Origin of the sequence: Enterococcus sp., from assembly GCF_032555305.1 — a bacterium.
Classification (GTDB): domain Bacteria; phylum Bacillota; class Bacilli; order Lactobacillales; family Enterococcaceae; genus Enterococcus_A.
Window position 1 is genome coordinate 1 of sequence record NZ_JAWGOQ010000012.1, and the last position, 26711, is coordinate 26711.

Consider the following 26711-nt stretch of genomic DNA (forward strand, 5'->3'; position numbering starts at 1 on the left):
GTTTCGTCAATTTCACGAAAAGACCCTTGCACTTATTATACTAGAAATCCCTCTGAAACACTGAGGTTACAATAAAATTCAATGATTCAGTAGACATTAGATAACTTTCTTTATCTACCTCAATCAGAGTAAACTACATTTCTGATTTTATTGAATTGTTATGAAAACTATTTTAAAGGGAGCTGCTTTTATGAACTATAAAGAGATTAAATCCTTGTACCCTTCATCTTCTTTACAGACCACAAATAGTAATAGCACCGACAATCTATTTATTCCAGTAGAAGCTGGTTTTATACAGATACCCAAAAAGGATTTAACCCAACGCGAAGAAGACCTCTTAACTCTCATCTTTGGTAAACAAGCAATTGATAAAGAAAAACACCCTTGGTATGCCTTTCTATTTGAAAACAAATCGATTCACCAAGAAGGGTCTTACAGAGTGATTCAAGTAAATCTTAACACCTCAGATTTCCCACTAAAACAACTTTGGATAGATGAAATCAAACAGATTTTTCAACATATCACCGACTTCTTTTTTACAACCGAGACTACCGCCTTCATCGTTGAAAAAGAGTCACAGGACTATTTGACTACGAATGATCTTGATGGATTGTTCTTAGCTCTCGATACGGATTTCAATGTTTCAACAACATTATTTGTAGGGGCATTTCATTCTAGCCGCAAAAATTTTGCTAAGTGTTTTTCTGAAGAACAAAAAATCTTTTGGGAAACTGCGTCAAACCTGAAATGCAAGGATATCTCCAGTGTTGCTTTGTCTTTTTATTCAAATGAAAGCATAAAAGAAAGCGTACTTTTATCTGAACTTTATTCTAGATGGATTAAGAAGAGTGAGATGTGTGACATTATTCCCGTTCTTTGGAGCAATCTTGGAAACCTCAGCTCTACTTCAAAAGATTTGTATATGCATAGAAACACACTTTTATATAAAATTGAAAAATTTTCTTCTGAGACAGGACTGAATTTGAAAGAGGCGAATGCGCTATTTCTTAGCTACCTCCTTATCTTGAATTTCCACAATCATTAAGAGTTCGTCAATCTATACAGAAATGATTGGTTTTATTGTATAGTTTCACGTTGAGACAAGAAAGCGCAATCATGTATAGTTTGAGTAACAAATCGAGGAGGGAACAAAAAATGGTTGAAATCGCTTTAAATGGTATCCACAAGAAATATGAGAACAATGAGAATTACTCGGTCACGGATTTTAATTTACATATTAAGGATCGCGAGTTTATTGTATTTGTTGGACCATCAGGATGTGGGAAATCTACTACATTAAGAATGATTGCTGGATTAGAGGATATTTCTGAAGGTGAGTTTCTGATTGACGGCAAACTAATGAATGACGTTGCACCTAAAGACAGAGATATTGCGATGGTTTTCCAAAATTACGCACTCTATCCTCATATGACTGTGTTCGATAATATGGCATTCGGTCTTAAGCTTCGAAAATTTGATAAAGCAGATATCAAAAAACGCGTTGAGAATGCGGCTAGTATTTTAGGTTTGACAGAATACCTTGACAGAAAACCCTCTGCTTTGTCTGGTGGACAAAGACAGCGTGTTGCCTTAGGAAGAGCGATTGTCAGAGATGCTCAAGTATTTCTAATGGATGAACCTTTGTCCAATCTCGATGCGAAGCTCAGAGTGGCCATGCGGGCAGAGATTGCTAAGTTGCATCAACGCTTGAATACCACAACTATTTATGTTACCCATGATCAGACCGAAGCCATGACCATGGCAGATCGAATCGTTATCATGAAGGATGGTTTTATCCAACAAATAGGATCGCCTCAGGAAGTCTATAATACGCCTAAGAATGTCTTTGTTGCAGGCTTTATCGGCTCGCCGGCAATGAACTTCTTCACAGTCAGACTATCCAATGGCTGCATCACCAATGAGCATGGGCTGAACCTAAAAATTCCACAAGGGAAAAATAAGGTCCTCGTCGAAAAAGGATACGAAGGCAAAGAAATGATATTCGGAATCCGACCTGAAGATATTCACACCGAACAAATTGTCATTGATGCTACACCAGAGGCAACTGTACGAGCAGAGATTGTTGTTTCCGAGTTACTTGGCGCAGAAACCATGCTTTACTCAAAAATTGGAGATACAGAATTTGTTTCAAGGGTTGATGCCCGTGATTTCCATCAACCAGGCGAGAAAATTGATTTAGCCTTTGATTTAAATAAGAGTCACTTTTTTGATAGTGACTCGCAAGAAGCAATCACACTCCCTTAAAACCAATCGAACGATGCTGACCGCCCATTTTCCAGTGGGTGGTCTTTTTGTTTTAGTTGAATGAAAAGAATGCTTCGATAAATTTGCACGGTTGATTTTTCTTATTTATCGTATATAATTTCCTATATAGAAAGGATGAGGTAGATGTCAGAAGCAAAACCCTATGGAACGGTACTCATAAAAGCAGCTAAAATCATGGATTTTTTGGCAGAGGAGCCTGATCAATCGCTTCAGGAAATTACTGCTGGTACACAGATGACACCTTCAACAACGATTAAAATATTAGACACTCTAGTCTTAATTGGCTATGTTAAAAAAAGTGAGAACAAGACGTATCGGCTAGGCTCAAAATTAATTCGTTATGCCAACCAGCGGCTTGAACAATTAGATCTGGCAGAGCTCACTCTACCCTATCTGGAAAAGCTCCAGCAAACGATTGACGAAACCATTCATTTAGGGATATTGAACGACAATGAAATTCTCTATATAAACAAACTAGAGGCGAAGCACCAAACGATTCGCATGTCGTCAAAGATTGGTATCACACGCCCGTTATACAGTTCTGCCATGGGAAAGGCTGTCCTATCAACCTTTTCTCAGGAAGCCTTTGACCAATATCTGGCAGAGCATACATTGGTTCCTCACACAGAGAATACGATCACCAATCCTCTGCGGCTGGCAAAAGAACTGAAGGAAATCCGACATTCTGGGATTGCCTTTGATGATGAAGAGGTCGAGTTGGATATCTTTTGTGTCGGTGCTTCTTTAGAAAAAGACGGACAGGCGATTGGTGCGTTTAGCGTCAGTATGCCTAAATATCGTCTAAACGAGGAGAAAAAGCAGTTGATTATTCAAACGATCCTCCAAACAAAAAGAGAGCTGGAACAGCTTTTAAACAACTAAATAAATGAAAGCAACCTGCTTAGCTGATTGGACACACAGATGTTCAATCAGCTTTTTTCTGTTTAAAATGCCTGAGCATTCTTTCGACTAAACAAAATAGAAAGAAAAGCGATTTTCTTCATTAAACCGTTTGCAATTTCAACTTTTCCATGTATAATGAAACTATAAATTTCCTTATAATAAAATATAATTTCTAAATAAGAAATGAGGGCGAACATGAAAAAAATGAAGATTCTTCAGCGATTAGAAACGGCTGGCGTTATAGCGGTTGTTCGCGGGAAAACAAAGGAAGAAGCCTTACAGGCTAGTCACGCAATTGTAAAAGGCGGTATGCATGGACTTGAATTGACCTTTACTGTTCCACAGGCAGATGAAGTTATCAGAGAACTATCTGAGACGTATCGAGACTCACCAGAAGTAGTCGTTGGTGCTGGTACGGTTTTAGATGCAGTGACTGCGCGCTTGGCGATCATGGCTGGAGCAGACTATATTGTCAGCCCTACTTTTGATCAAGAAACAGCGGAAATCTGCAACCTCTATCAAATTCCGTATTTGCCAGGCTGTATGACAATTACAGAAATGAAACAGGCGCTAAAGAGTGGCGTGGATATTATCAAACTATTCCCAGGTAGTGCCTATGGTCCAGCAATTATTCCAGCCTTTAAGGCCCCTCTACCTCAGCTGAATATTATGCCGACTGGCGGAGTCAGTCTAGACAATATGGCCGATTGGTTCGAAGCAGGCGTCATTACAGTGGGTGTTGGTGGTAATTTGTTAGCTCCTGCGGCAACTGGCGATTTTGAAAAAGTAACCGAGGTAGCTGCCCGTTACATGACGAAGTTCCATGAAATCAAAGGCAGCTAGTCCTACACTCAACTATTCATTAGAGACTAATAAAATTATGAAGGAGGCTAATCATGGGGAAAGTTGTCACTTTAGGGGAAATTATGCTGCGTTTTTCAACCGCAGCTGGTACACGACTCGCACAGTCAGAACATTTTTCCGCTCAGTATGGCGGCGGCGAAGCCAACGTTGCCATTTCATTAGCAAACTATGGTCATCACGCTGTTTTTGCTAGTAAGGTACCCACGAACGAACTTGGGCAAGCTGTGAAAAAGCATTTGAATCGCTACGGTGTTGATACCTCTCAGCTTCTGATGGGAGGTCCTAGACTTGGAACCTATTATCTTGAAGCTGGTGTCGGCGAGCGAGGAGCGAGTGTGGTCTATGACCGAGCAGGCTCAAGCTTTGCTGTGATGGACAGGATTGAATGGGACCTGGAGGAGTTTTTCCAGCACACAGATATTTTCCATTTATCTGGCATCACCCCTGCTCTGTCATCTCGCTGGAGAGAGTTGACACTGACGCTTATGCAAGCGGCTAAAAAAGCAGGCTGTAAAATCAGTTTTGACGTGAATTACCGTGGCAAATTATGGACACCCGAAGAAGCGGGAAAATCAATCCGAGATATTTTACCTTATGTCGATTATTGTTCAGCAGGAAGCCTGGATGCCCAGTATTTTCTAGGTATCCCCGCTTATTCTGATGAGTCGGAAAAAGCAGAAACGCTTTATTATTATCAAAAGATGCAGGAAGCCTATCCTAATATTTCTGTTTTTTATTCTACAAAACGGACGGTTCATTCGGCCAGTGTAAACGAACTGACTGGTACATTATGGGCAGAGGGTTCTTATTATGAATCTCAATGTCATTTAATCGATCCGATTATTGATCGGGTCGGCGGAGGCGATGCGTTTGCTGGCGGTATTCTCCACGGACTTTTAATGAAGGATTCGTATCAAAAGGTGGTCAATTTCGCGACAGCAGCCTCAGCCTTGAAGCATACCGTTCATGGCGACTGTAATCAGTTTAGTCAAGAAGAAGTGGAAGCCTTTTTATCTCTTGGATCCGGAAAAATTAGCCGCTAAGCGTTTAGAAGCTACAAAAATACGATTTTATTAACTTTGGTTCACTACAAAAGGAGGAAGCCAGCAATGCAAAACATGGAAACACGCTACACCCATAGCCCTGAGGATGTCCGTCACTATTCGACAGAACAATTAAGAGATGAATTTTTAGTAGAAAAGGTTTTTGAGCCGGGAACAATCACCTTAACCTATACTCACAACGATCGGATGATTTTCGGCGGCGTTACCCCTGCAGAAAAACCTTTAGAGATTGTTCTGAATAAAGAACTGGGGGTTGATTATTTTCTAGAACGCCGCGAGTTAGGCGTGATTAACATTGGCGGCCCTGGATTTATTGAAATTGACGGAAAAAAAGAAGCAATGAAAAAACAAGACGGCTATTACATCGGGAAAGAAACACGTCAAGTCATCTTCTCTTCCCAGGACTCGGACAATCCAGCGAAGTTCTATGTTAGTTCGGTTCCAGCGCATCACAAATATCCCAATGTGAAAATTAGTATTGATCAAATCAAACCGATGGAAACCGGAGAACCGTTGACCTTAAATGAGCGCAAAATTTATCAATATATTCACCCAAATGTCTGTGAAAGCTGTCAGCTGCAGATGGGCTACACCATTTTAGAGCCCGGCAGTGCTTGGAATACGATGCCTTGTCATACTCATGAACGACGAATGGAAGCCTATGTTTATTTCGATATGGAAGAAGATACGCGCATTTTCCACATGATGGGCAAACCAGATGAAACCAAACATTTAGTGATGAAGAACGAACAAGCGGCTATTTCTCCAAGCTGGTCCATTCATTCAGGAGTAGGAACAAGTAATTACTCCTTTATTTGGGCGATGTGTGGGGAAAATATTACGTACACTGACATGGATATGGTACCGATGGATCAACTGAAGTAAGGATTGCGACAAAAAAATAAAGGAGAAGGAGTTTTATCATGACATTTAGTATGGATAATTTTCGATTGGACGGCAAAGTAGCATTGATTACAGGCGGCGTTTACGGAATTGGCTTTGAAATTGCCAGTTCATTAGCAGAAGCTGGCGCAACAATTGTTTTTAATAGTATTAATCAGGAATCAGTGGATAAAGGCAATGAAAACTACAAAAAAGCCGGGATCAAGGCGACTGGTTATGTTTGCGATGTAACAGATGAGAAACAGGTTCAAGAAATGGTTGCCAAGATCAAGGCAGAAATTGGTTCCATTGATATTCTAGTAAATAATGCGGGGATTATTAAGCGGATTCCGATGGTTGATATGTCCGCCGAAGACTTCCGTCAAGTCATTGATGTGGACTTAAACGCGCCATTCATTATGGCCAAAGCTGTCCTGCCAGATATGATTGAGAAAAAAGCAGGCAAAATTATCAACATCTGTTCCATGATGAGCGAGCTTGGTCGCGAAACCGTTAGTGCTTATGCTGCCGCAAAGGGCGGCTTGAAAATGCTGACGAAAAATATTGCCTCTGAGTATGGTCAGTACAACATACAATGTAACGGCATTGGACCCGGTTATATTGAAACCCCTCAGACAGCTCCGCTACGTGAGGATGGACATCCATTTAATAGCTTCATTTTGGGAAGAACGCCAGCGAATCGCTGGGGCACTACCACAGATCTGGCAGGGCCAGCCGTCTTTCTAGCGTCAGAAGCATCTGATTTCGTTAATGGACACGTTCTATACGTTGACGGCGGTATTTTAGCCTATATCGGAAAGCAGCCTTAGATCAGCCCCCTAGCTGAAACAGGAAAAGGGAGAGCCAAACATCTGCTGGTGTTTGGCTCTCCCTTTGTTTGCATCATCATAAAAAAGTACTCGTTTTCCTGCTTACTGTAAAGTTCTTTTGGGCCCTTCTGATGAAAACGTGCCGCATCTATCATTGCGAAACGGCTTGTTCATTATCGTGACAAGCGCGTATTCTCCTATCAGACTGTATGAACTGCAAAAGGTATAACTGACAAAAAAAACTCCAAAAGCTAGCTCAATACCTAACCTTTGGAGACTCTGATCATTTGTCTGGTTGGCTTACTCCATCAACTCATAAACGGCCAGCACGGCCCAGATGAATGCTCCCACACCATGTAAATCATTTTCTGATGTCGGGCGTTCGACATAGTAGCTGTATTCCCCTGCCGATGTTCCAATACAGATTCCGGTTAGCGATAACTGATCATTCTTCACATGAACCATTTCTTTCACTAACCCTTCTAGTGAATTTTGAACAGCTGCTCGTTTCGTCGGATCGACTAGCTGCAACTGAATACTTTTCGCGATTGTATAGATGAAAAGTGCACTGCAGGAGGATTCCAACCAATTGTCGCTTTCCTCTGGCTTATCCACGATTTGATACCAGCAATAACTTTTAGGGTCCTGATAGTTTAATAACGTAGCTACATAGGCAGTCAGCTTATCCTCTAACTGTTTCCGTTCCGCGTGCTTACTTGGCAGCAGCTCCAAAATATCGACTAAAGCTGTGCCATACCAGCCGGCTGAGCGTCCCCAAATCTCAGGTGAACATCCGGTCTCTGGATCTGCCCACGGTTGAACCTTCTTTTCATCCCAAGCATGATAAAGCAAGCCCGTCTCTGGATTGTACATATTTTTACGCATCAGACTTTCCTGATAGACAACTTGAGCAACCAAATCAGGCAGTTGGAAATAACGGGCACATTGCAGTAAAAATGGCCCTGCCATATATAATCCATCCAACCACATCTGATAAGGGTATTTATCCTTGTGCCAGAATCCCCCCTCAGATGTTTTATTGATGCCATATACAATATGAAGAAGTTTTTTTGCTACGATCAGGTAGCGCTCTTCCTTCGTTTCTTCATACAATGGAAATAGCAACAATCCAACCTGAAGAGAATCTAATTGATCGCGATCAAAATAGAGGTTTCCCTCTTCATCAATCAAGCTGTCGTAATAGCCTTTTATATAGGTTAAGTATTTTTCTTCCTTCGTCAGTTTATATAAACGGTACATCCCATCAAGAAATACACCCTGATGATAATGAAAATGACCTCCCGGCGGTAATTCTTCTGGTGTATAGGTTCTCATTAGCGTGTCACAGGCTTTTCCAGCCAATCCCAGTAATTCTGCTTTGTCCAACATATTTTGAGCATCCTTTCTTAAAAGAACAGCCGCTAAACAAACCAGAGACACAATGTCTGATCTATTTGGCGGCATTTATTCGTCATTGTTTATTTCATTGCTTCGTCGTATTTCACTTTTGAATCTTCGATGGCTTCAGCCCATTCATCTAAAAATGCTTTGACTGTTTTTTCACCACTCATGACTGCCTGAATACCAGGGTCTACTTTGTTATCTAAGATAGAACGGTAATCCGGCAAGTAGAATGGCGGTTCATATAATTTAGTATCAGGATCATCATAAACTTCAAATGCTACCTTGATATGCTGAGCGTCTTTGATCCAGTCTTCATTCAAAACATCCGAGTTCGTTGGAATCTGCCCGATTTTTTCATTCCAGTAGCTTTGGCTAGTAGCGGAATTCAAGAATTCCACCAGCTTCCAAGATTCCTCTGGGTGTTCAGAATTGGCAAAGGCTGAGATACCGATCGTATTGCCGCCTTCAGCAACGTAATTGCCCTCTTCTGATTTTGGCAAAGGCACCGCTTCAAATTGATTGGCTTCTAAGGACTTGCTATGTTCTCCATAGGAACCAATATTATGATGAAGGACAGCTGCTTTTCCAGTGTCAAACACGGCCACCATTTCTTTATAGCCATTTGTAATGTCACTCTTAGGTGTATTCTTCTGATAAAGAGCGAAATACTTCTCTAAAAATTCCACATGTTTCGGATCGTTGACTGTTGATTTGCCTTTTTTATTCACATAATCCGTGATACCGGAGTAAGCATACATCAAGCGTTGCAATTGCAGCGACCCGCCTGCACCACCACGAATCGTATAGCCGTACATGTCATCTTTTGTCAATTTTTCAACATCTGTAAAGAAATCATCCCACGATTCTGGCGCATCTAAATTGTTCTCAGCAAAGACATCCTCTCTGATCCAAAGGATATCCAGATTTTGTGTATAAGGAATTCCATATAATTTGTTATCTTGCACGATTTCTCGATTAAATTTGATTGAGCCCTCATTAATTAAGTCGTTTAGATCCGACTTTTTGAAATAATCGTCTAGCGGCATCAGTGCCCCACGAATAGAAAATTCAGGCAGCCAGCTGGATTGTAATGAAGCAACATCCGGCGTATCCTTTGCGGCAATCGCTGCGTCAAGTTTAGATTTTGCTTCGTCTTTGGGTAACCCAACATATTCTACTTTGATATTTGGGTTTTCCTTTTCAAAATCATCAATCAATTTTTCCCAAATGGGCGTTCGATCAGGTCCAGAATTCTCATCCCAGAAAATCAAATTTACTTCTTCACCGTTATCCGCACTTTTTGACTCGTTCGATTTACTAGCACCATCACCAGAACCACAACCAGTAATAAACAATCCCGCTAAAGCCAATGCACTAACAAGTTTTAACGCTCTTTTTGACATCTCTTTTCCTCCTAAGTCCCAATTCAGATTATCCTTTAACTGCTCCGCCCATTCCATTTACCAAATGTTTCTGTGCAAACATGAAGAGAATTACTGATGGAATCAACGCAATAATGCTTCCTGCTGCTAACGCTCCGTAGTTTACATTAAACTCACCCATCATAAAGCTTAACCCAACTGGTAAAGTAAATTTGCTTTGTGCATTCGTGAGCATTAAAGCTAGTAAAAATTCATTCCAGGCATAAACGAAAATATTGATACCAGTCGCTACCACCCCGGGTAATAGCAATGGAACGATAACTTGACGAATTGCCTGCATTCTTGTCGCACCATCAATTGCAGCGGCTTCCTCTAATTCTGGCGGAATACCCGAGATAAATCCGCTCATTAAAATAGCTGAAAATGGAATTTGTACAGCTGAGTAGACCAACATCAACGAAATTGGATTACTGATCATTCCAACATTACTGAACATGACAAATAGTGGAATAATCAACATCGAACGAGGAATGAACTGAGTCATTAATAGAACCAACATGAATATTCGTTTTCCTTTGAACTCATAGCGAGCCAACGCGTAACCCGCCAACACCGACAAGACCAATGTCAAAACGACCGTTCCAACGCCAACGACTACACTATTCGTAAAATATTTTTCAAAGCCGACATCATTCCAGGCGTTGATAAAATTTTGAAAGGTTGGGCTTGATGGCAGATATTGCAGCGGCGTTTTAATAATGTCTCCTTCTGGCTTTAATGCAGTGTTCAATGTCCAGTAGATCGGAAACAGTGTCCACAGCAGCATCATTGCCAGAGGTACATAAAACGTCAGTGTCTTATCTAATTTTCCCTGTTTAGTATACAAGATTACTCCTCCTCAAATTTAGAGATTTTTAAATAAATCAATGCAATCACAGTCAAAATCAGAAATGCTACAACTGTCAATGCTGAGCCATACCCAAAGTCACTTCCGTGTACAGCTGTCTTTGCGATATACATCGCATAAGTCATCGTAGAGTTTGCTGGACCGCCATTCGTTAAGTTGTACATCAGATCCACATTATTAAACTCCCAAACAGTTCTTAATAATGTCGTCAATACAATCGTCCGCTTCAATTGAGGAAGCGTAATATGGATAAATGATGTCCAACGATTTGAACCATCCATCGAAGCAGCTTCGTAAAGCTCTTCTGGAATACTCTGCAACGAAGCCAGAATTGTTACAGCGAAGAAGGGAATCCCTCGCCACAGCTCTGCGACTACCACGGAAATAAATGCACTATTGGTACTAGCCAGAAACGCCTGCGGATTATCAATAATACCAAGCTTCATCAAAATATCATTAAAGACCCCCATGTGCTCGTTGTACATCAAGCTCCACATGACTGAAGTCAGTACGCCTGAAATTGCCCATGGTACAAAAACAAATCCGCGAGTCAGCCCTCTAAATTTGAATTTCTTGTTTAAAAGCAGCGCGATCCCCATCCCCAATATTAGTTGAAGTGCTACTTGTGAGACCACCCACTTTAAACTGTTGATTAAGCTGGGAATAAAATAAACATCTTTTGTAAACACCTTCACAAAATTATCCAATCCAGCAAATGAATCATAAAATGGGGCTGAAATGTCATAGTTTTGGAAACTATAATAAAAGATTCTTGCCATAGGAAAGAACAAAAGGGCAGTGATCATGACCAATGTAGGTAATAAAAGTAAATACGGCGCTTTAATGAACTTCTTTTTCTTCTTTACTTTTGGCGCTACCATTTCTTTCTCCATTTTTCTCCTCCTTCTCTTTTGCTAAATTCAAAATACCAGAAAACGCTTCCAGCAAACATTCATTATTTTAAGATGATTGTATAAATTTTTAAGAAGTATAAAAATGTCAAGAAAAATGCTCAAAAAAAGAAGGTAAGACAGTTGTCTGCCCACCTTCCAGTGTTCGTATACGGGATAATCAATTCTTTTACATGTAAAAAAGCATGGATTTCCTTGATTTTAACGCTTGGTTTTCATTTGATAGTGACTCGCCGGTCTCCCTTATCCTTTTACCCTTTCTCTAAATTGTTTAGGCGAAAAGCCGCTGTACTTTTTAAAGCAGCTAGAAAAATAATTGGAATTATTAAATCCGGTTAGAATCGCAATTTCAGTAATACTGTTCTCGGTTGTTTCTAATAAACTATAGGCGGCCCCCATTCGTCTTTCAAATACATATTCGGTATATTTTTTTCCGATTTCCAGCTTAAAAAGATTGCTTAAATAAGGGTGCGAAACATGGATAAAATCCGCTACCTTCTGCAAAGATAAATCCTCATCCGCGTAATGCTCATTCACGTAGGCAATAGCCTTTGAGATCGGTGTTTCAATTTTTGCTTGACTATGTATTCGAGACTGCCATCCATGAACGAGGCTCTCGATCACCTGAAACCCTTCATTCAAATTGCGGCATTCCTTCAGCTGATTGTATGCTTTGTAATAATCTTGATTAGCTAATTTTCCTTCATGGATGATCTGGAAAATAACTTTGACTAATAGCGGTTGTACGATGTTCATCGGATAAGATCCCAAAGCTGGATTCCTTTTCAATGCCTCAATCTGTTTTTCCAGCTGATGAAATTTCTGTTCTTTGACTAATTTCGTTAAGTGCTCCTCCATCTCTGCCAAGCTTTGAGGGATCCCCAACGCATCATCGGTAATCTCCTCCGCCTGATAGATTCCCGCCTGATTCAGTTTGACCATCTCGAATTTTTCTTTTGTTTGCAGCAGCACTTGATTAAAGGAATCTGCACCTGTAGCCGCTGTTCCGATGACAAGCGTTCCCCCATGCTGGCTTAAAAAGGTCTGAATTGTCTCTAATTTTGCGAAAAATTGCGACTGATCCTTCGCTAAAAGAATGGTCAAATAGCTGTTATCATCTAGTTCAACCGTTGTATCAGGCAGCAGGCTCCTCAGCTGCTCTGCCTCTGAATCGCTGGAAGAAAGAATGCATTGATACATGCCTTCTAATGAGAACACTGCACGAATCTCTTGGAGTGAAACCTCCGTGGAAGAAAAAAGCAGCTTATTAACTAAGTGTTGCCGCTTAAATTCCTGGGCTGAATGTTTGCTGAGAATATCCTCTTCTACAAGTCTGAAGGCATTCTCCACTTGAGGGATTAGTACTTCCTTGTCGACTGGCTTAAGAATATAGTCAAAGGCCTTGATCTTAATTGCTTCCTTCGCATAATCAAACTCATTATAGCCGGTTAAAAAAATGATTTGACAGGTCGCACGTTGTACCAGCTCTTTAGCCATGGCTATCCCATCCATTAAGGGCATATTAATATCGGTAACAATCACTTCCGGCTGATGCAGTGCCGCCTGCCTTAGCCCCTCTTCTCCATTGCTCGCGCCAATGACCTGATCGACTCCGATGCTTTCCCAAGCTAAATTCAACAGGGCTTTTCTGATAATCTGTTCGTCTTCTACAATCAATAATGTTCTCATGATCTGCTCTCCTTTGGTATCACGACTTTAACCGTGGTGCCTGCCTCATTAGCTTCTATCCAGGCTCCATAGGCTGACCCGAAATAGCGCTTAATTCTTAGGTTCACGCTTCGTAGACCGATGCCTACAAGCTCTCGTTCCACTCCGGCTGGCTGATTCAGCTCTTGATTGATTTGCTGAATATTTTCCGGAGAAATTCCTGTACCATTGTCTTTAATGGTGATCAACACATCTTCTTTGATCCGCTGAACAGACAACTCCAGATGCCCAAAAGTAGAAAGCTGCTTCAACCCATGATAGATTGAATTTTCAACAATTGGCTGTAAGGATATCTTAGGGATTTTTGCTTCTAAGCAATCCTCCGCATCAATCTGAAGCGTATAATCAAAACGATCACCATAACGATAGTCCATGATCGTCAAGTAATTTTGCACATGCTCTAGCTCATCCTTTAACGATACCAGGACATTCTCGTCACTAATTCCCTGACGGTAAAAGTCTGCTAACGCACGAGCCATCATCGCTGCATCTTCATTCATGTTCATATCACTTAACGATTGGATCGAATACAATGTATTGTATAAAAAATGCGGGTTGATCTGAGATTGGAGCAGCTCAATTTCTAAGCGATTGCGTTCCTCCAGGTTATACTCATTTTCGTCCAACAGCTTTTCATTTCGATTGATCATGGCATTAAAGCTTTGATACAGTACCGACAGCTCCTGAAAGCGAGGATCTGACAGCGCCAAATCCCCATTCTTATCGGTAATGCTTGTTCCTTCTATTTTTTTAGCCAGTTGTTGGATCGGTTTTGAGATAAAGCGCCCAACTCCAAACATCATCACTGTCCCCACGGCAAACAGAAATAAGATCAGCGTTCCGGCCAGATTTAGATACGCTCCCTGTCCACTTCGTAGATCCTTGTCAGGAAAAACAGCCTTCAATTGCCAGCCATTTAAACTGAACTCCTTGGATAGGGTATGATACACGGTCCCATTGACCGTAATTTTTTCCTGATCTGAAGCGAAGACCTCCTGAGGTATCTTAGTTGTGCTAGGATAAGGGACATTGTTGCTGCTGATAAGAAATAAACGACCATTTTCCGTGACGTAGCCCTCATCTAAGAGCTCACTGATCATTTCGCTTTTTAAGTTAAAGACAATGACGCCGTTAGCATCCGCCTCTCCGTCACCTATCGTTTTTCCTAAAGAAATCACTGGTTCTTCTTTGGTCGAAAAAGGATTTTTCGGGGCATCTAACCAAAAATACTTTGTCTCCTTATCACTCAATTCAAAAAAATTGTGGTAATCAATCCCATCCAGCTGTTGGTTGATTGTTCCTCCATTAAAGAAAAACTCCCCATCGTTAATGTTGATGTAAATTGAGCTAAGGACATCCTGAAAGCGGTAGTAAAGATCCTTGACACTAGCATTCATGTTTACTGCAAGCTTCAATGAGCCGCTCTGATCATTGATGACTTCAAGCAAATTAGGATTATTATTTAAGTAAACGAGCTGTTCAAACAGCTGGTTAAACGTCCGATCTAAAGAACCGTGTTTGTCCTTTAGACTATTTTCGACGTTTGCATAAGTAGTATTAGCCACTTCTCTGGAAGTCGTCAGACTAGAAAAAAGGATCGAGAACACTATGATCAGAGCTAGAAAAAAGATATAAAAGGTGTTAATGATTCGATTCAATGATTGAGGTTCCTTTTTCTTTGCCATACGCTCTCCCTCACTTTTTTCAAATTTGCCTCTCACTTACTAACTCTTGCGGGCACTAATATACCGTCTTTGTCTCACTGATTTGTTTTTCCGTTATCGGCTCATGATCCCCTCGACAGGCGTTGATTTCTACAGCCTCTGTCCCCTCCAAAATAAAAGCAGGACCTTCGTGACCGGTAATTGATACACGTTCAAAAAGAATTCTCCGACTGAAAGCCGTATAAAAGCCTTGTTTTGCTGTCGGCGCGATTCCTGCCATCATGGCAGGAATCGCGGGAAGAGCTTTTTCAGCCATTGAAATATCAATACAATGAAACGTTATGTCCTCCAAAAATTGCTCAGCCAAGCCGTACAAAAAGCCAGCTGAGGCATGAACGTTGCGCGCCGTAATATTCTGAAAGTGAATCCTTCTAAAATAAGGCGTGCTCGCATCTAGCGGATAGGGCTTCTTATCCCAGACACGCTGCTCGTTTCCCTTGGGACCCCAGAAGTAATAGAGGTTTAGAATAAAAGGACAGTTAACGTGATCCATCACCAGATTGCAGACGCGAATATCCTCAATCGTCCCTCCTCTGCCCCTGCGACTTTTCATGCGGATGCCGCGATCCGTTTTCTGGAAGACGCAATTTGAAATAACGACATTTCGAATACTGCCGCTCATTTCACTACCAAGCACCACACCGCCATGCCCATGAACCATTGTACAATTTGCAATGGTAATGTTTTCACAAGAACCTGGATCATTTGTTTCTTCTGTCCCTGCTTTTATCGCAATACAGTCATCCCCTACATCGATGTGACAATCACTAATGTGCACACCTTTGCAGGATTCCGGATCAATCCCATCTGTGTTGGGAGAATCAGCCGGATTTGTAATTGTTACTCCGGAAATCATGACATTTTCACATTTAACAGGATGAATGGTCCAGCTAGGAGCTGCCTCCAAACTGATATTTTGAATCTTTACTTTGCGGCAGTTGTGAAAACTAATTAATTTAGGTCTTGGATATGCGAGCTCAGGGGATTTTTCTCTAAACAGCCGCCACCACTTTTCTCCTTGACCATCTAGCGTTCCCATACCAGTCACTGAAATATTTTCTTCGTCTTCTGCGTAGATACATGATGCATAGACAGACTGCTGGACACCTTCCCAGCGTGAGGTAACTACGGCATAATCAGCGGGATCATTCGAAAAGCTCAAAACTGCTCCCGAACAAAGATGCAGCTCGATATTGCTTTTCAAAAACAGCGGACCGGTCCGATAACGACCAGCGGGGACCACCACTTTTCCTCCTCCAAGTCGGCTGGCTATATCAATGGCTGCTTGAATGTGTTGTGTGTTCGATTGCTCGTTGCAGTCGGCTCCAAAATCAAGAATCGTTACAGTTGTCAAACGCATTTCCTCCTCTTAATTATAGCTTCTTTAGAAATCGCTTTCACTAATAGAAGCAAAATCTTTCTCCTTCCTAACATATCATAGATTATTCCAAATTCTAACAAAATGTTTAACGTGTGCATCCTTGCTATAAAAGCATTTTTATTTTTTTTATGATTGACAAAAGATCCGCTGGATTCTATAATGTTAACGTTAACAAAAATATTTTGAGGTGAACCATGGTTACAATCAAAGATATTGCCAAAATGGCCGGAGTATCCCATACAACGGTTTCCAGAGCCTTGAACGACAGTCCGCTCATTAAAGAAGCGACGAGAAAAAAAATCCAAGAACTAGCCAGTCAAATGAACTACGTACCGAACTTTAATGCAAAAAGTTTAGTCAATCAGAAAAATTATATGATTGGTCTATTTTTCTCAAGTATCGCTGAAGGTACAAGCTCCAGTTTCCTTGTTGATGTCATCAAAGGAATCCACTCTAAGCTAGATGAAAGCTATGGTCTTTCTGTACAGGGCATCGATGAAATTCAGCATATAGAGCACATAAATTTTCAACGTTATGACGGTATTATCGTTATGAGCCAAAGTGACAGTGACCAAGACTTCATTGATCATCTTAAGCAACAGCAGCTCCCTTTCATCGTACTCAATCGACAATTAGAAGATAAGAGTATCGTTAATATTAGTGCAGATGATGCGGCTGGTGTAGAAACGGCCATTGATTACGCCATCAGTCAAGGTCACAGAAAAATTGCCTACATTGGCGGGATCGAAGGCTTTCGTTCCGCCAGCGAACGAAAAGCTGGCTTGCTGAGGAGTTTGAATAAGCATCATTTACCAATCAACGAATCTTATTTTTTCGAGGGCGATTATAGCATTGAGGGCGGTTTTCAGGAGATGAAGAAAATGCTCTCGTTGACTGATTTGCCAACTTTGGTGTTCTGTGCAAATGATGATATGGCTATAGGCGCCATTCGAGCAGCAGAAGAAAATGGCCTGCATATTCCAAGGGACATCTCCTTTATCGGCTTCGATGACAGCCCATTTGTTGCCTATCTGAATCCGCCATTGACTACGGTTCATAAGCCGATCTATAAAATCAGTCAGCAAGGTACTGAACTACTTTTGAGCTTGATAGCTGGTCATTCAATCAGCAATCAGCAAGTCAAAGTTCCTACTCGCTTGGAAATCAGAAAATCAGTCGCTACTTTATCCTCAGACAATGCTTCTTTAGAATAAGCAAAAGCTAAAGAGGTGCTGCCAATTCGTTTAGTTTTTAATGTTTGGACATTCATCTCAGTAGGATGTCCTACTTTTATTAATAAAAATGTTCACGTGTGCATAAAAAGAAAGGATGTTAAACAATGAACCAATTATCAGCCGCAATCGCAGAAAAAGATCAAACACTCCCGACGAAGGTCATTCAATTTGGCGAAGGCAATTTCATGAGAGCCTTCATTGACTGGCAGCTTCAGCAAATGAATAAGCAACGCCTGTTCAACGGCAAGGCCGCTATTGTCCAGCCGCTTTCTCAGGGTTTGGGCAACCTGATGAAGGAACAAGATTATCTCTACACAGTTATTCTTGAAGGTCTGATGGATGGAGAGGTTATTAATGAATCCGAGATTATTACCTCTGTTGAAACCGTAATCAATCCTTATGAAGATTGGGAGGCTTATCTTGCCCTAGCTGAAAATGATGCTGCTGAGTTTATTATTTCCAACACAACAGAAGCAGGAATCCAATACAATCCAAAGGACACCCTGGAAAACGCGCCACAGCAAAGCTTTCCAGCTAAATTGACCGCCCTGTTATATAAACGATTTCAACTGAACAAAACCGGATTCACCATTATCCCCTGTGAACTAATCGATCGAAATGGTGAGCGCTTAAGAGAGATCGTTTTGACCTATGCTAACGATTGGCAACTAGGTGATGACTTTATTGATTGGTTGAAAACGAAAAATACCTTTTGCTGCAGTCTGGTTGACAGAATTGTGCCGGGCTACCCGCGCGAAACGGCGGAAGAGCTAAATGAAAAACACGGGTATATGGATAAGCTGATGGTCAAAGCTGAGCCCTTCCTCCTTTGGGTCATTGAAGGACCGGAAAAACTGAAAGACAGCCTGCCTCTTGAAAAGGCTGGCCTGAATGTTATCGTTACAAGCGATATGACCCCCTATCGCGAACGGAAGGTTCACCTATTGAATGGTCCCCATACAGCGATGGTTCCCTTAGCGATGCTCGCCGAGTTGGATACTGTTGAGTCTGTCATGACAGATAAGGATTTTCAACGCTTTGTCGATAATCTGTTTAAGGATGAACTGATCCCTGTCCTGTCGCTTCCAGAAGAAGAACTCGTGGAATACTCAGAGCAAATCAAAGAACGATTCCTGAATCCCTTTGCCAATCACCAGCTGTCGGCGATTTCGTTAAATAGTGTCTCTAAATTCCAAGCACGTCTGCTTCCAGTGTTCCTTCAATACGTTAAAAAAATGCAAACGTTACCGTCCTATATGACTGCTGCTCTCGCTGCTTTAATTCTAAGCTATCGCGGAGATCGGATCACACCCCAGGATGACGCAGAAGTTATTTCGGTCATTCAGTCAGCCTGGAACCAACCGGAAACTGCCGTTTCATCAATTTTGAGTCAAGAAACGTTATGGGGTCAAGATCTTACAACTGTTCCGGGGCTGGTCTCACAGGTAGAAACGAATTGTGCAATGATTGAAAAGCACGGGGCAAGAGCCCTGATTCAAAATCTAAATAATGGAGGATTGCCCCATGATTGAAACAAAAGCAGCAGTATTGAAATTGAATCCAAGAGACACCGTCGCAGTCGCTCTCCAACCGATAAGCGCAGGTGAAACTATCGAGGTCGATGATATCCAGGTAACTGCTGAACAAGACATTCCTCAGGGACACAAGATTGCCCTACAGCCAATGAAGGAAAAGCAGGATGTCATAAAATACGGCTACCCAATCGGTCATATGCTTTCCACTGCGGCAGCTGGCGAATGGCTGCATACGCACAATGTAAAAACAAATTTATCTGGTGAACTGGACTATACGTACACACCCGATATCCATCAGGTTCACTATCCAAAACAAGCGCTCACATTTAAAGGCTACCGCCGGCTCAATGGAAAGGTCGGCATTCGAAACGATTTGTTTATTGTGCCTACCGTAGGCTGTGTTAACGGTATGGCGGAGCTGATGCTGAAGCGTTTTGCCGCAAATCATCCCGATTTGGGTCCGTTTGACAATATCACGATTTTGAAGCATCCCTATGGCTGTTCACAATTGGGAACCGATCACGAGAATACTCGTGAAGTTCTAATAGATGCTGTCAAACACCCAAACGCAGGCGGCGTACTCGTTTTTGGTCTGGGCTGTGAAAATAATACTGTCGAGGCCTTCAAAGAAAAGCTTGGGGAATATGATCCTGAACGTGTGAAGTTTTTGATCGCCCAAGATGTTTATGATGAAGTCGAATCTGGGGTCGCTTTACTAGAAGAGCTCTATGTTGCTGCAAAAGTGGATCATCGGACAGAAATCCCCCTAGCAGAATTAAATGTAGGGTTGAAATGCGGCGGTTCGGATGGGTTTTCCGGCATCACAGCGAATCCGCTGTTAGGTGCCTTCTCTGATTTCTTGATCGCACAAGGCGGAAGCACCATTCTAACCGAAGTACCAGAAATGTTCGGCGCAGAGCAAATGCTGATGGCTCGTGCTGAAGATGAAGCTGTTTTCGAGGGAATTGTTCATCTGATCAATGATTTCAAGCAATATTTTTTAAATTTTGGAGAACCTGTCTACGAGAATCCCTCTCCTGGAAATAAAGATGGAGGTATTACTACATTAGAGGATAAATCCTTAGGCTGTACCCAAAAAGCCGGAACCGCTCCCGTTGTAGACGTCTTAAGTTATGGCGAAAAGCTCAAAAAGCAAGGATTGAGTCTCCTGCAGGCACCAGGTAACGATTTGGTTGCCGCCTCTGCCCTGGCTTCCTCAGATTGTCATTTAGTTTTGTTTACCACTGGTCGAGGTACGCCGTTTGGCGCTTATGTTCCGACTGTTAAAGTGGCGACTAACAGTTCCATTTTTGAGCGCAAGGGCCACTGGATGGATTTTAACGCTGGCACTTTATTAGAGCAGTCGATGGAGACAGTCTTAGAGCAAATCATCCAAAAAGTGATTGCTGTAGCCAGTGGCGAGCCAACGAGAAATGAAGAAAACGATGTCCGTGAAGTCGCCATCTTTAAAACAGGCGTCACGCTTTAGATCCGAACACCATTAACTCTTTAAGAAAGAAGGAAGATAAATGTTTTTAAATGATGATTTCTTGCTCTCGACAGATTGGGCAAAAAAACTATTTCACGATCATGCCGCTCAAATGCCGATTATTGACTATCACTGTCATTTAGATCCACAGGAGATCTATGAAAACCAGTCGTTTACCTCAATTACAGAGGCTTGGCTAAAAGGCGATCACTATAAATGGCGCTTAATGCGTGCCTGCGGTATTCCAGAATCACATATCACCGGCGATGCGTCAGATTATGAAAAGTTTCTAGCCTGGTGTCAGACTGTGCCGAAAACAATCGGAAATCCTTTGTATACTTGGACGCATCTTGAGCTAAAGCGGTTCTTTGGGATTGATCTGGCAGTAAATGAAGAAACCGCGAAAACGATCTGGGAACAGGCAAACAAAAAAATCACTGGTACTAGCTTTAAGCGACGTGAAATGATTAAAAATGCCAATGTAAAAGTTATCTGTACAACCGATGATCCGACAGATGACCTAAGCTTCCACCAACTGCTGGCAGAAGAGGAACAGGCCTTTAAAGTTCTACCGTCTTTTCGTCCAGATAAAGCCTTAAACATTGATCAAAAGGATTTTTCAACTTGGATAAAACAGTTGGCTGAAAGCACGGGCTCAGATATTTCTACCTATGAGGAGCTGATCGCTGCTCTTGGTAGCCGAATCGATTACTTTCATTCACTCGGCGGACGTCTGTCTGATCATGCATTAGATATTCTTCGCTACAAAGAAGCAGATACCACAACCTTAGAGACTATTTTCCAAAAAGCTTGTCAGGGACAGGCCTTATCACTCGAGGAAATTGATGCCTATCGTACAGAAACGCTGATTCGTTTGATTCATTTTTACCATCAATACGATTGGACAATGCAGCTCCACATTCATGCCTACCGTAATTGCAATCAACCGATGTTTGATCAGTTGGGGCCAGATACAGGCTATGATGGCATCAATGATTTATCGATTACGATCCCGCTGCAAAAACTGTTAAATCGAGCAGAATCGACAAATCAGTTACCAAAAACAATTCTTTACTCCTTAAACCCAAATGATTATCCCGCGTTAACCGCTTTAATTGGTTGTTTCCAAAAGGATATCAAAGGAAAAATGCAGCTGGGTTCTGGTTGGTGGTATAACGACACCCGCGATGGCATGCGTCAACAGCTTACTCAATTCGCAAACGGCAGTGTTCTGCACAATTTCGTTGGGATGTTAACAGATTCTCGCAGTTTTTTGTCATACACACGACATGAATATTTTCGACGTGTTCTCTGTGAATTTATCGGAGAGATTGTCGAGCGTGGAGAGGCGCCCGAGGACGAAGCTTTGTTAGGGGAATTGGTTGAAGCAATCAGCTATACAAATGCTGAAGCCTATTTCAAATTCTAATTTTCCGTAGTCGTTGGAAGGGATGCGTATAAAACTGACAGGTTACCAATGAGTTGCTAAAGTTGTGATCGTTAGCGGAATGCCCCTCAAGTTCGTTGAAAGAAAAATGAATACACTTTTAGGAAGAAGGAGAAGGAAAATGCTGCCTTTAAATTTAGGAATTCGTGCGCATGATATTCATGCGCATTCCCGTGAAGAGCTTGGTGAAAAATTGCTTGCCAATGGGTTTTCCCATATACAATTAGCGGTACAAAAGTCATTCCCTGATGCAGTACCCAGCCTCGACAGCATCTCTAGCGGTACAGGCCATTTCTTTGGAGATTATTTTGCCCGTCTAGGAATCAAAGTCTCTGTCTTAGGCTGCTATGTTAATCTAGCTAGTCCAGATTCGATGATTCGAAACCAAGCCATCGACCATTTCAAGCGCCATATTGCTGTTGCCTCAAGCTTTCAAGCAGCAGTTGTTGGAACCGAAACTGGCAGTGTAGGAAATGGTTATACAACGAAAAACTATACCAAGGAGGCCTATCAAACAGCTAGACAGTCTATTGCTGAGCTAGTAGCCTGCGCTGAAAAATTAGGTGTCATCGTCGGAATTGAAGCTGGCATCAATCATCCCCTTTATACTGCTGATTTAGCCAAACAATTGGTTCAAGAGATTCAGTCGCCAAACCTGCGAATCATTATGGACTGTGCGAATCTGATGTCTGTCGAAAACCATCAGCAGCAAAAAGAAGTCATTCATCAGGCCCTGACAAATTTACGAGACGATATCTGTTCCATGCACTTAAAGGATTTTGTAGTGGAAAATGGACAAATAAAAATCGTTCCCGTTGGTACCGGATGGATGGACTATACTCAAATTCTGAAATTCTTAAAATACGATAAGCCATTGATGTTTGCTAGCTTAGAAGCTACAGCTGAAGAGCATTTACCTAATGCGCTAAGTTATCTCAAAGAGCTTTATGACCGAGTATAGAGAATCCACTCTGATTATTAGCAACTATAATTTGTAATCGACATAAGTCACTCCACTTCTGAATGACTTATGTCGAATTAGCGTTTATCCACACGAAATAGGTATATTGGTAGTTGATATAATTATCGCTGTTCCAACCCGTTTTCTACAATCAAACGTGGCAACTGATGCTCCATTTGTGTGTTCATTTTTTTCTGTCCATCAGATTTTTTTCTGAACAACGATGATATTCCACACGATGCTATACTTATCCTTGACCGCAGCGTGCAGCGGACTATAGAAGGCTTCGGTCGGCGGCAGCAGGACTTCACCGCCTTCTTGCAGTTCATTGAACATTTTGGAGCCTTCCGCCACATTACTTGGATTGATGGTCAGGTGCATATTATTGCCAGTAATCACGGGCTTTGCGACTTCATCCGCAAAGGTCATAGGAGTGCCGAACAGCTCCATTTCACCATGCAGTACATAGTTGCTGACATCCTCCTCCACACCGATCGGAACATAATCATTGTATCTCAGGATGGTCTTCTTTTCGCCAGAAAACACCCTTTCATAAAACAGCATCGCTTCTTCACATTGACGGTCAAATACGATATATGGTGTCACCATGACAGATTCCTCCTCAAAAAATGGACTTTTTTTCAGTATACCATCCATAGTCGCCTCATCTATCAAAAAGTCGAGAATCTTACCTTTACACAAAAAAATGGGCGTAATCCCGAAAGAAGTCGGCTAAACTAGCCAGCTGCACAAAAAATCGGAGCAGAGGGCTCTGCTCCGAAAAAGTTTACTTTTGAGGATCGGTACTTTCTGATAGAAATTTCTGTATCATCAAGAATCGACCTATTTAGTCTAGGTTACTACCATTACATGCGATCACCCTTTTATACCAGTGGAAGGAATCTTTTTTATAGCGGTCATAAGTACCATTACCCAAATCATCGGCATCTACATAGATTAAACCATAGCGTTTTTTGAATTCTCCCGTTCCTGCTGAAACAATATCGATCGCACTCCAGCACGCATAGCCAATGAGTTCTACCCCATCCTCGATTGCTTGAGCCATGGCCTTGAAGTGCTCTCTCATGTACTCGATTCGATGCATGTCATGGATCTTTCCGTCTGCTTCCATCGTTTCGTACGCACCAATCCCATTTTCAACAATCATTAATGGCTTTTCATAACGCGCATAATATTCGTTCAGTAGCCATCTTAACCCTGCCGGATCAATTGTCCAGCCCCAATCAGTTGCTTCTAACAATGGGTTTTGCATACCAAAATCGGTTGAACCCTCGTGCATTTCTAGTTCGTCCGTTGAACAATCTGTCCGATAATAACTAAAGCTAATAAAATCGACGGTTCCATTTTCTAGGACTCTGTAGTCATCCGCAAAAATAGACAGGCTGATTTCATTTTCTTTCCAATAGCGTTTTGCCCAATAGGAATACTTCCCCTTACACATGACGTCCATACAGTAATAATTCCAAATTTCCATGTCACGTTGGGCTGCAGCCACATCACCAGGCTTACAGGATAAAGGATAGAAGGCAAAGCCGCACATCATACAGCCAACCTCGTTATTTGAGTCAATCTCATGGGCAAGTTGAACAACCTTGGCACTGGCGACAAACTCATGGTGAAGGGCTTGGAAACGATTATTCACATCTTCTGTAGTTGCATCCGCATCATGCATCACGATCTGTCTATGTTTTGGCAGAATACCAGAAGTGATCAATTCCCCATAGGAGATCGTACCAAAATTGATTTCATTATGTGTTAGCCAGCGAGTAACAAGACCCTTATATTCTGTCAAAATTGTTTCTGCATATTTGACAAACAGATCAATGACTTCACGATTTGTCCATCCGCCATATTTCACACAAATATTCCATGGAATATCGTAATGAGTCATTGTCACGGTCGGTTCAATATCATGTTCACGGCATTTCTCAAATAGTCTTCGGTAATAATCCAACCCAGCCTGATTCGGCTGCTCATCGTCGCCATTTGGAAAAATACGCGACCAGTTGATGGAAAGACGATAGGTTTTAAATCCCATTTCTGCAAACAGTTCAATATCCTCTTCAAAACGCTCGTATTGCAAACACCCTTTGTGACTTGGGTAAAAGTGGTTTTCTGAGTCAATCACATCCGTCACCTTACGGGGATGCTCCCGATCACCATTTGTACAATGATCCAGCACAGAAGCTCCTTTGCCTTCCTTATCCCAAGCACCTTCGCATTGAGTTGCAGCTGTTGCACCACCCCATAAAAATCCCTTTGGAAATACATAGTCATTGTTCTTCATATTATTCCGTCACTCCTTCTTTAAGTCCTATAATTCTCGTCGCAATGAATGCTCCTAAAAATGCTATTAACATGGTCCCGATTGCCATGATAAGGTTCGTGTGAGTACCATCTGGATTGATGAATGCCACGATACTCGCTACTCCAGGAGAAACGAAGGCATATTCCGCAACATGCGTAAAGCCAGCGAATAGACCTCCAATACCACCACCAATCGCGGCACTGATGAACGGTTTTTGGTATGGGATCAACACCCCGAAAATTGCTGGCTCGGTGATGCCAAAGACGGCTGTTAACCCGGATGAGAAGGCCATTGCTTTTGTCTCCTTGTTTTTTACGAGTGTCATTGCGGCGATCGCAGCACCGCCGATCGCAAGATTCCCTGCTAACATCCCCGGCATCATAAAATTCTCAAAACCATTTTCCGAAAACGCCAGAAAGATCGCTGCATATAGTCCTGTTCCAGTTCCAGTAAAGACTAGGACGGCTGATGCCGCACCAATCACGCCGACCGATAACCAACCAAGATTTTCATTTAACCAAATTAAACCAACTCCTATCCATTGCCCGAGCCATGTCCCGATCGGCGCTAAACAGACTAAAGTAACAGGTACCGTAATTAGCATGGTTAATAATGGGACAAAGAAAAACTTCACTTCCTTTGGTATGTATTTATCCAAAGGTCGGTAAACCAACGCCATAAATAAAACTCCAAAGATGACTGGTAAGATCGTGCTGCCATAATTGGCGGTGGTCACTGGAATTCCAAGAAAATCAAGCTTTTCGACCCCGCTAATATCGGGGGAAACCAAAACAGCTCCCAATAATGAACCCAACATTGGATTGATCGTCAGTTTTTTAGCAGCATTATAGCCGACAAATATCGGTAGAAATGTAAAAGCTGCTGTGTAGATCGAATTTAAGACAGTATAAGTTCCAGTTTCGGTTGATAGGTTGAAGAAGGTTTTGCACATCACTAGAACCGCGCTCATCATTCCGCCAGCGACGATGATCGGCAGCGTCGGCAGCACCGTGCCAGCAATAAAATCCGTAGCAATCAAATAATAATTCTTTTTCTCTTTCTTCTGCAGTGCTACCGTTCCAGTACCTGAACGCCCATCTGTGTCACCGCTTCCAAATTTACCCAATTTACTGAACTCCAAGTAGACCGCGTTCACACTCGTTCCGATGATTACCTGATACTCATTTTCGTTTTTGACTAATCCCAGAACACCCTTTATTTTCTTGACAGTCTCTTCATTTACTTGATCTTCATTTTTGATGGTCAAACGTAGTCTGGTCGCACAATGTGTCGCATTGATAATATTGCCCTCACCTCCAAAGGCAGACAATATTTCTTTACTCAATTCCCTATTAGACATAAACGCTCCTCCTCATAATGGTAGTTATCTGCAGATAAACGTTTCGAATTCATTTATAGTCTAACAAATGCCAAATAAAAAAAAGGGGC

At 41.9% G+C, this 26711-nt stretch carries 22 protein-coding genes; 12 read left to right on the top strand and 10 right to left on the bottom strand.

Translation table 11 applies throughout. The features are described 5' to 3' along the window. Positions 1-190 precede the first annotated feature (190 nt). From E6139_RS10225 to E6139_RS10255, 7 genes are all read left to right on the top strand, one after another. Positions 191-1045, top strand: a complete 855-nt coding sequence (locus E6139_RS10225) for a helix-turn-helix domain-containing protein (protein ID WP_316402969.1) — start codon at positions 191-193, stop codon at positions 1043-1045. A gap of 110 nt (positions 1046-1155) precedes the next feature. Further along, positions 1156-2265 (top strand): sn-glycerol-3-phosphate ABC transporter ATP-binding protein UgpC, encoded by a 1110-nt coding sequence (locus E6139_RS10230; RefSeq protein ID WP_316402970.1) that lies wholly within the window; start codon positions 1156-1158, stop codon positions 2263-2265. A 144-nt stretch (positions 2266-2409) separates the two neighbouring features. Beyond that, complete coding sequence (locus tag E6139_RS10235) at positions 2410-3168, top strand: IclR family transcriptional regulator (RefSeq protein WP_316402971.1); 759 nt, start codon at positions 2410-2412, stop codon at positions 3166-3168. Positions 3169-3384: 216 nt separating this feature from the next. After that, positions 3385-4032, top strand: a complete 648-nt coding sequence (locus tag E6139_RS10240) for a bifunctional 4-hydroxy-2-oxoglutarate aldolase/2-dehydro-3-deoxy-phosphogluconate aldolase (protein WP_316402972.1) — start codon at positions 3385-3387, stop codon at positions 4030-4032. A gap of 53 nt (positions 4033-4085) precedes the next feature. Further along, complete coding sequence (locus E6139_RS10245) at positions 4086-5096, top strand: sugar kinase (RefSeq protein ID WP_316402973.1); 1011 nt, start codon at positions 4086-4088, stop codon at positions 5094-5096. A 66-nt stretch (positions 5097-5162) separates the two neighbouring features. After that, complete coding sequence (gene kduI / locus E6139_RS10250) at positions 5163-6002, top strand: 5-dehydro-4-deoxy-D-glucuronate isomerase (protein WP_316402974.1); 840 nt, start codon at positions 5163-5165, stop codon at positions 6000-6002. 38 nt (positions 6003-6040) lie between these two features. After that, a complete protein-coding gene (locus E6139_RS10255; protein WP_316402975.1) occupies positions 6041-6829 on the top strand; it encodes a gluconate 5-dehydrogenase in 789 nt (262 codons plus the stop codon). 300 nt (positions 6830-7129) lie between these two features. Here E6139_RS10255 and E6139_RS10260 read toward each other — a convergent pair whose 3' ends face one another. The 7 genes from E6139_RS10260 to E6139_RS10290 form a co-directional block, all read right to left on the bottom strand. Continuing rightward, positions 7130-8218: a glycoside hydrolase family 105 protein gene (locus E6139_RS10260; RefSeq protein ID WP_316402976.1), complete on the bottom strand. Its 1089-nt coding sequence runs from the start codon at positions 8216-8218 to the stop codon at positions 7130-7132. A gap of 89 nt (positions 8219-8307) precedes the next feature. Beyond that, positions 8308-9636, bottom strand: coding sequence for an ABC transporter substrate-binding protein (locus tag E6139_RS10265; protein ID WP_316402977.1), 1329 nt, complete (start codon positions 9634-9636; stop codon positions 8308-8310). A gap of 28 nt (positions 9637-9664) precedes the next feature. Further along, the gene (locus tag E6139_RS10270) at positions 9665-10501 is read right to left on the bottom strand and encodes a carbohydrate ABC transporter permease (RefSeq protein ID WP_316402978.1); all 837 of its coding nucleotides are present in this window, start codon (positions 10499-10501) and stop codon (positions 9665-9667) included. Between the two features lie 2 nt (positions 10502-10503). Continuing rightward, positions 10504-11415: a sugar ABC transporter permease gene (locus E6139_RS10275; RefSeq protein ID WP_316402979.1), complete on the bottom strand. Its 912-nt coding sequence runs from the start codon at positions 11413-11415 to the stop codon at positions 10504-10506. 261 nt (positions 11416-11676) lie between these two features. Next, positions 11677-13122, bottom strand: coding sequence for a response regulator (locus E6139_RS10280; protein ID WP_316402980.1), 1446 nt, complete (start codon positions 13120-13122; stop codon positions 11677-11679). Next, positions 13119-14846: a sensor histidine kinase gene (locus tag E6139_RS10285; protein ID WP_316402981.1), complete on the bottom strand. Its 1728-nt coding sequence runs from the start codon at positions 14844-14846 to the stop codon at positions 13119-13121. Before E6139_RS10285 ends, E6139_RS10280 begins: the two co-directional genes overlap by 4 nt. Positions 14847-14901: 55 nt before the next feature. Beyond that, the gene (locus E6139_RS10290) at positions 14902-16245 is read right to left on the bottom strand and encodes a glycoside hydrolase family 28 protein (RefSeq protein ID WP_316402982.1); all 1344 of its coding nucleotides are present in this window, start codon (positions 16243-16245) and stop codon (positions 14902-14904) included. A gap of 215 nt (positions 16246-16460) precedes the next feature. On the opposite strand from E6139_RS10290, the gene E6139_RS10295 reads away from it, so the two are divergent. The 5 genes from E6139_RS10295 (at position 16461) to E6139_RS10315 (ending at position 22933) form a co-directional block, all read left to right on the top strand. Then, entirely contained in the window at positions 16461-17480 is a 1020-nt protein-coding gene (locus E6139_RS10295; RefSeq protein ID WP_316402983.1) for a LacI family DNA-binding transcriptional regulator, read from the top strand. Between the two features lie 125 nt (positions 17481-17605). Beyond that, complete coding sequence (locus E6139_RS10300; protein ID WP_316402984.1) at positions 17606-19033, top strand: tagaturonate reductase; 1428 nt, start codon at positions 17606-17608, stop codon at positions 19031-19033. Next, positions 19026-20525 carry an altronate dehydratase family protein gene (locus E6139_RS10305; RefSeq protein ID WP_316402985.1) on the top strand — a complete coding sequence of 500 codons (1500 nt, stop codon included), beginning with the start codon at positions 19026-19028 and terminating at the stop codon, positions 20523-20525. The genes E6139_RS10300 and E6139_RS10305 overlap by 8 nt, the downstream gene beginning before the upstream one ends. A 40-nt stretch (positions 20526-20565) precedes the next feature. Beyond that, positions 20566-21954, top strand: a complete 1389-nt coding sequence (uxaC, locus tag E6139_RS10310; protein WP_316402986.1) for a glucuronate isomerase — start codon at positions 20566-20568, stop codon at positions 21952-21954. Positions 21955-22093: 139 nt separating this feature from the next. Then, entirely contained in the window at positions 22094-22933 is an 840-nt protein-coding gene (locus tag E6139_RS10315) for a sugar phosphate isomerase/epimerase (RefSeq protein ID WP_316402987.1), read from the top strand. 201 nt (positions 22934-23134) lie between these two features. Here E6139_RS10315 and E6139_RS10320 read toward each other — a convergent pair whose 3' ends face one another. The 3 genes from E6139_RS10320 to E6139_RS10330 form a co-directional block, all read right to left on the bottom strand. Next, a complete protein-coding gene (locus E6139_RS10320) occupies positions 23135-23542 on the bottom strand; it encodes a VOC family protein (protein WP_316402988.1) in 408 nt (135 codons plus the stop codon). Between the two features lie 238 nt (positions 23543-23780). Next, entirely contained in the window at positions 23781-25241 is a 1461-nt protein-coding gene (locus tag E6139_RS10325; protein WP_316402989.1) for a glycoside hydrolase family 1 protein, read from the bottom strand. A 1-nt stretch (position 25242) separates the two neighbouring features. Then, a complete protein-coding gene (locus tag E6139_RS10330) occupies positions 25243-26622 on the bottom strand; it encodes a PTS transporter subunit EIIC (protein WP_316402990.1) in 1380 nt (459 codons plus the stop codon). Positions 26623-26711 lie beyond the last annotated feature (89 nt).

Coding starts and splice junctions, on each gene's coding strand:
- E6139_RS10225 (WP_316402969.1), top strand. CDS start 191: ATGAACTATAAAGAGATTAAATCCTTGTACCCTTCATCTTCTTTACAG.
- E6139_RS10230 (WP_316402970.1), top strand. CDS start 1,156: ATGGTTGAAATCGCTTTAAATGGTATCCACAAGAAATATGAGAACAAT.
- E6139_RS10235 (WP_316402971.1), top strand. CDS start 2,410: ATGTCAGAAGCAAAACCCTATGGAACGGTACTCATAAAAGCAGCTAAA.
- E6139_RS10240 (WP_316402972.1), top strand. CDS start 3,385: ATGAAAAAAATGAAGATTCTTCAGCGATTAGAAACGGCTGGCGTTATA.
- E6139_RS10245 (WP_316402973.1), top strand. CDS start 4,086: ATGGGGAAAGTTGTCACTTTAGGGGAAATTATGCTGCGTTTTTCAACC.
- kduI (WP_316402974.1), top strand. CDS start 5,163: ATGCAAAACATGGAAACACGCTACACCCATAGCCCTGAGGATGTCCGT.
- E6139_RS10255 (WP_316402975.1), top strand. CDS start 6,041: ATGACATTTAGTATGGATAATTTTCGATTGGACGGCAAAGTAGCATTG.
- E6139_RS10260 (WP_316402976.1), bottom strand. CDS start 8,218: ATGTTGGACAAAGCAGAATTACTGGGATTGGCTGGAAAAGCCTGTGAC.
- E6139_RS10265 (WP_316402977.1), bottom strand. CDS start 9,636: ATGTCAAAAAGAGCGTTAAAACTTGTTAGTGCATTGGCTTTAGCGGGA.
- E6139_RS10275 (WP_316402979.1), bottom strand. CDS start 11,415: ATGGAGAAAGAAATGGTAGCGCCAAAAGTAAAGAAGAAAAAGAAGTTC.
- E6139_RS10280 (WP_316402980.1), bottom strand. CDS start 13,122: ATGAGAACATTATTGATTGTAGAAGACGAACAGATTATCAGAAAAGCC.
- E6139_RS10285 (WP_316402981.1), bottom strand. CDS start 14,846: ATGGCAAAGAAAAAGGAACCTCAATCATTGAATCGAATCATTAACACC.
- E6139_RS10290 (WP_316402982.1), bottom strand. CDS start 16,245: ATGCGTTTGACAACTGTAACGATTCTTGATTTTGGAGCCGACTGCAAC.
- E6139_RS10295 (WP_316402983.1), top strand. CDS start 16,461: ATGGTTACAATCAAAGATATTGCCAAAATGGCCGGAGTATCCCATACA.
- E6139_RS10300 (WP_316402984.1), top strand. CDS start 17,606: ATGAACCAATTATCAGCCGCAATCGCAGAAAAAGATCAAACACTCCCG.
- E6139_RS10305 (WP_316402985.1), top strand. CDS start 19,026: ATGATTGAAACAAAAGCAGCAGTATTGAAATTGAATCCAAGAGACACC.
- uxaC (WP_316402986.1), top strand. CDS start 20,566: ATGTTTTTAAATGATGATTTCTTGCTCTCGACAGATTGGGCAAAAAAA.
- E6139_RS10315 (WP_316402987.1), top strand. CDS start 22,094: ATGCTGCCTTTAAATTTAGGAATTCGTGCGCATGATATTCATGCGCAT.
- E6139_RS10320 (WP_316402988.1), bottom strand. CDS start 23,542: ATGGTGACACCATATATCGTATTTGACCGTCAATGTGAAGAAGCGATG.
- E6139_RS10325 (WP_316402989.1), bottom strand. CDS start 25,241: ATGAAGAACAATGACTATGTATTTCCAAAGGGATTTTTATGGGGTGGT.
- E6139_RS10330 (WP_316402990.1), bottom strand. CDS start 26,622: ATGTCTAATAGGGAATTGAGTAAAGAAATATTGTCTGCCTTTGGAGGT.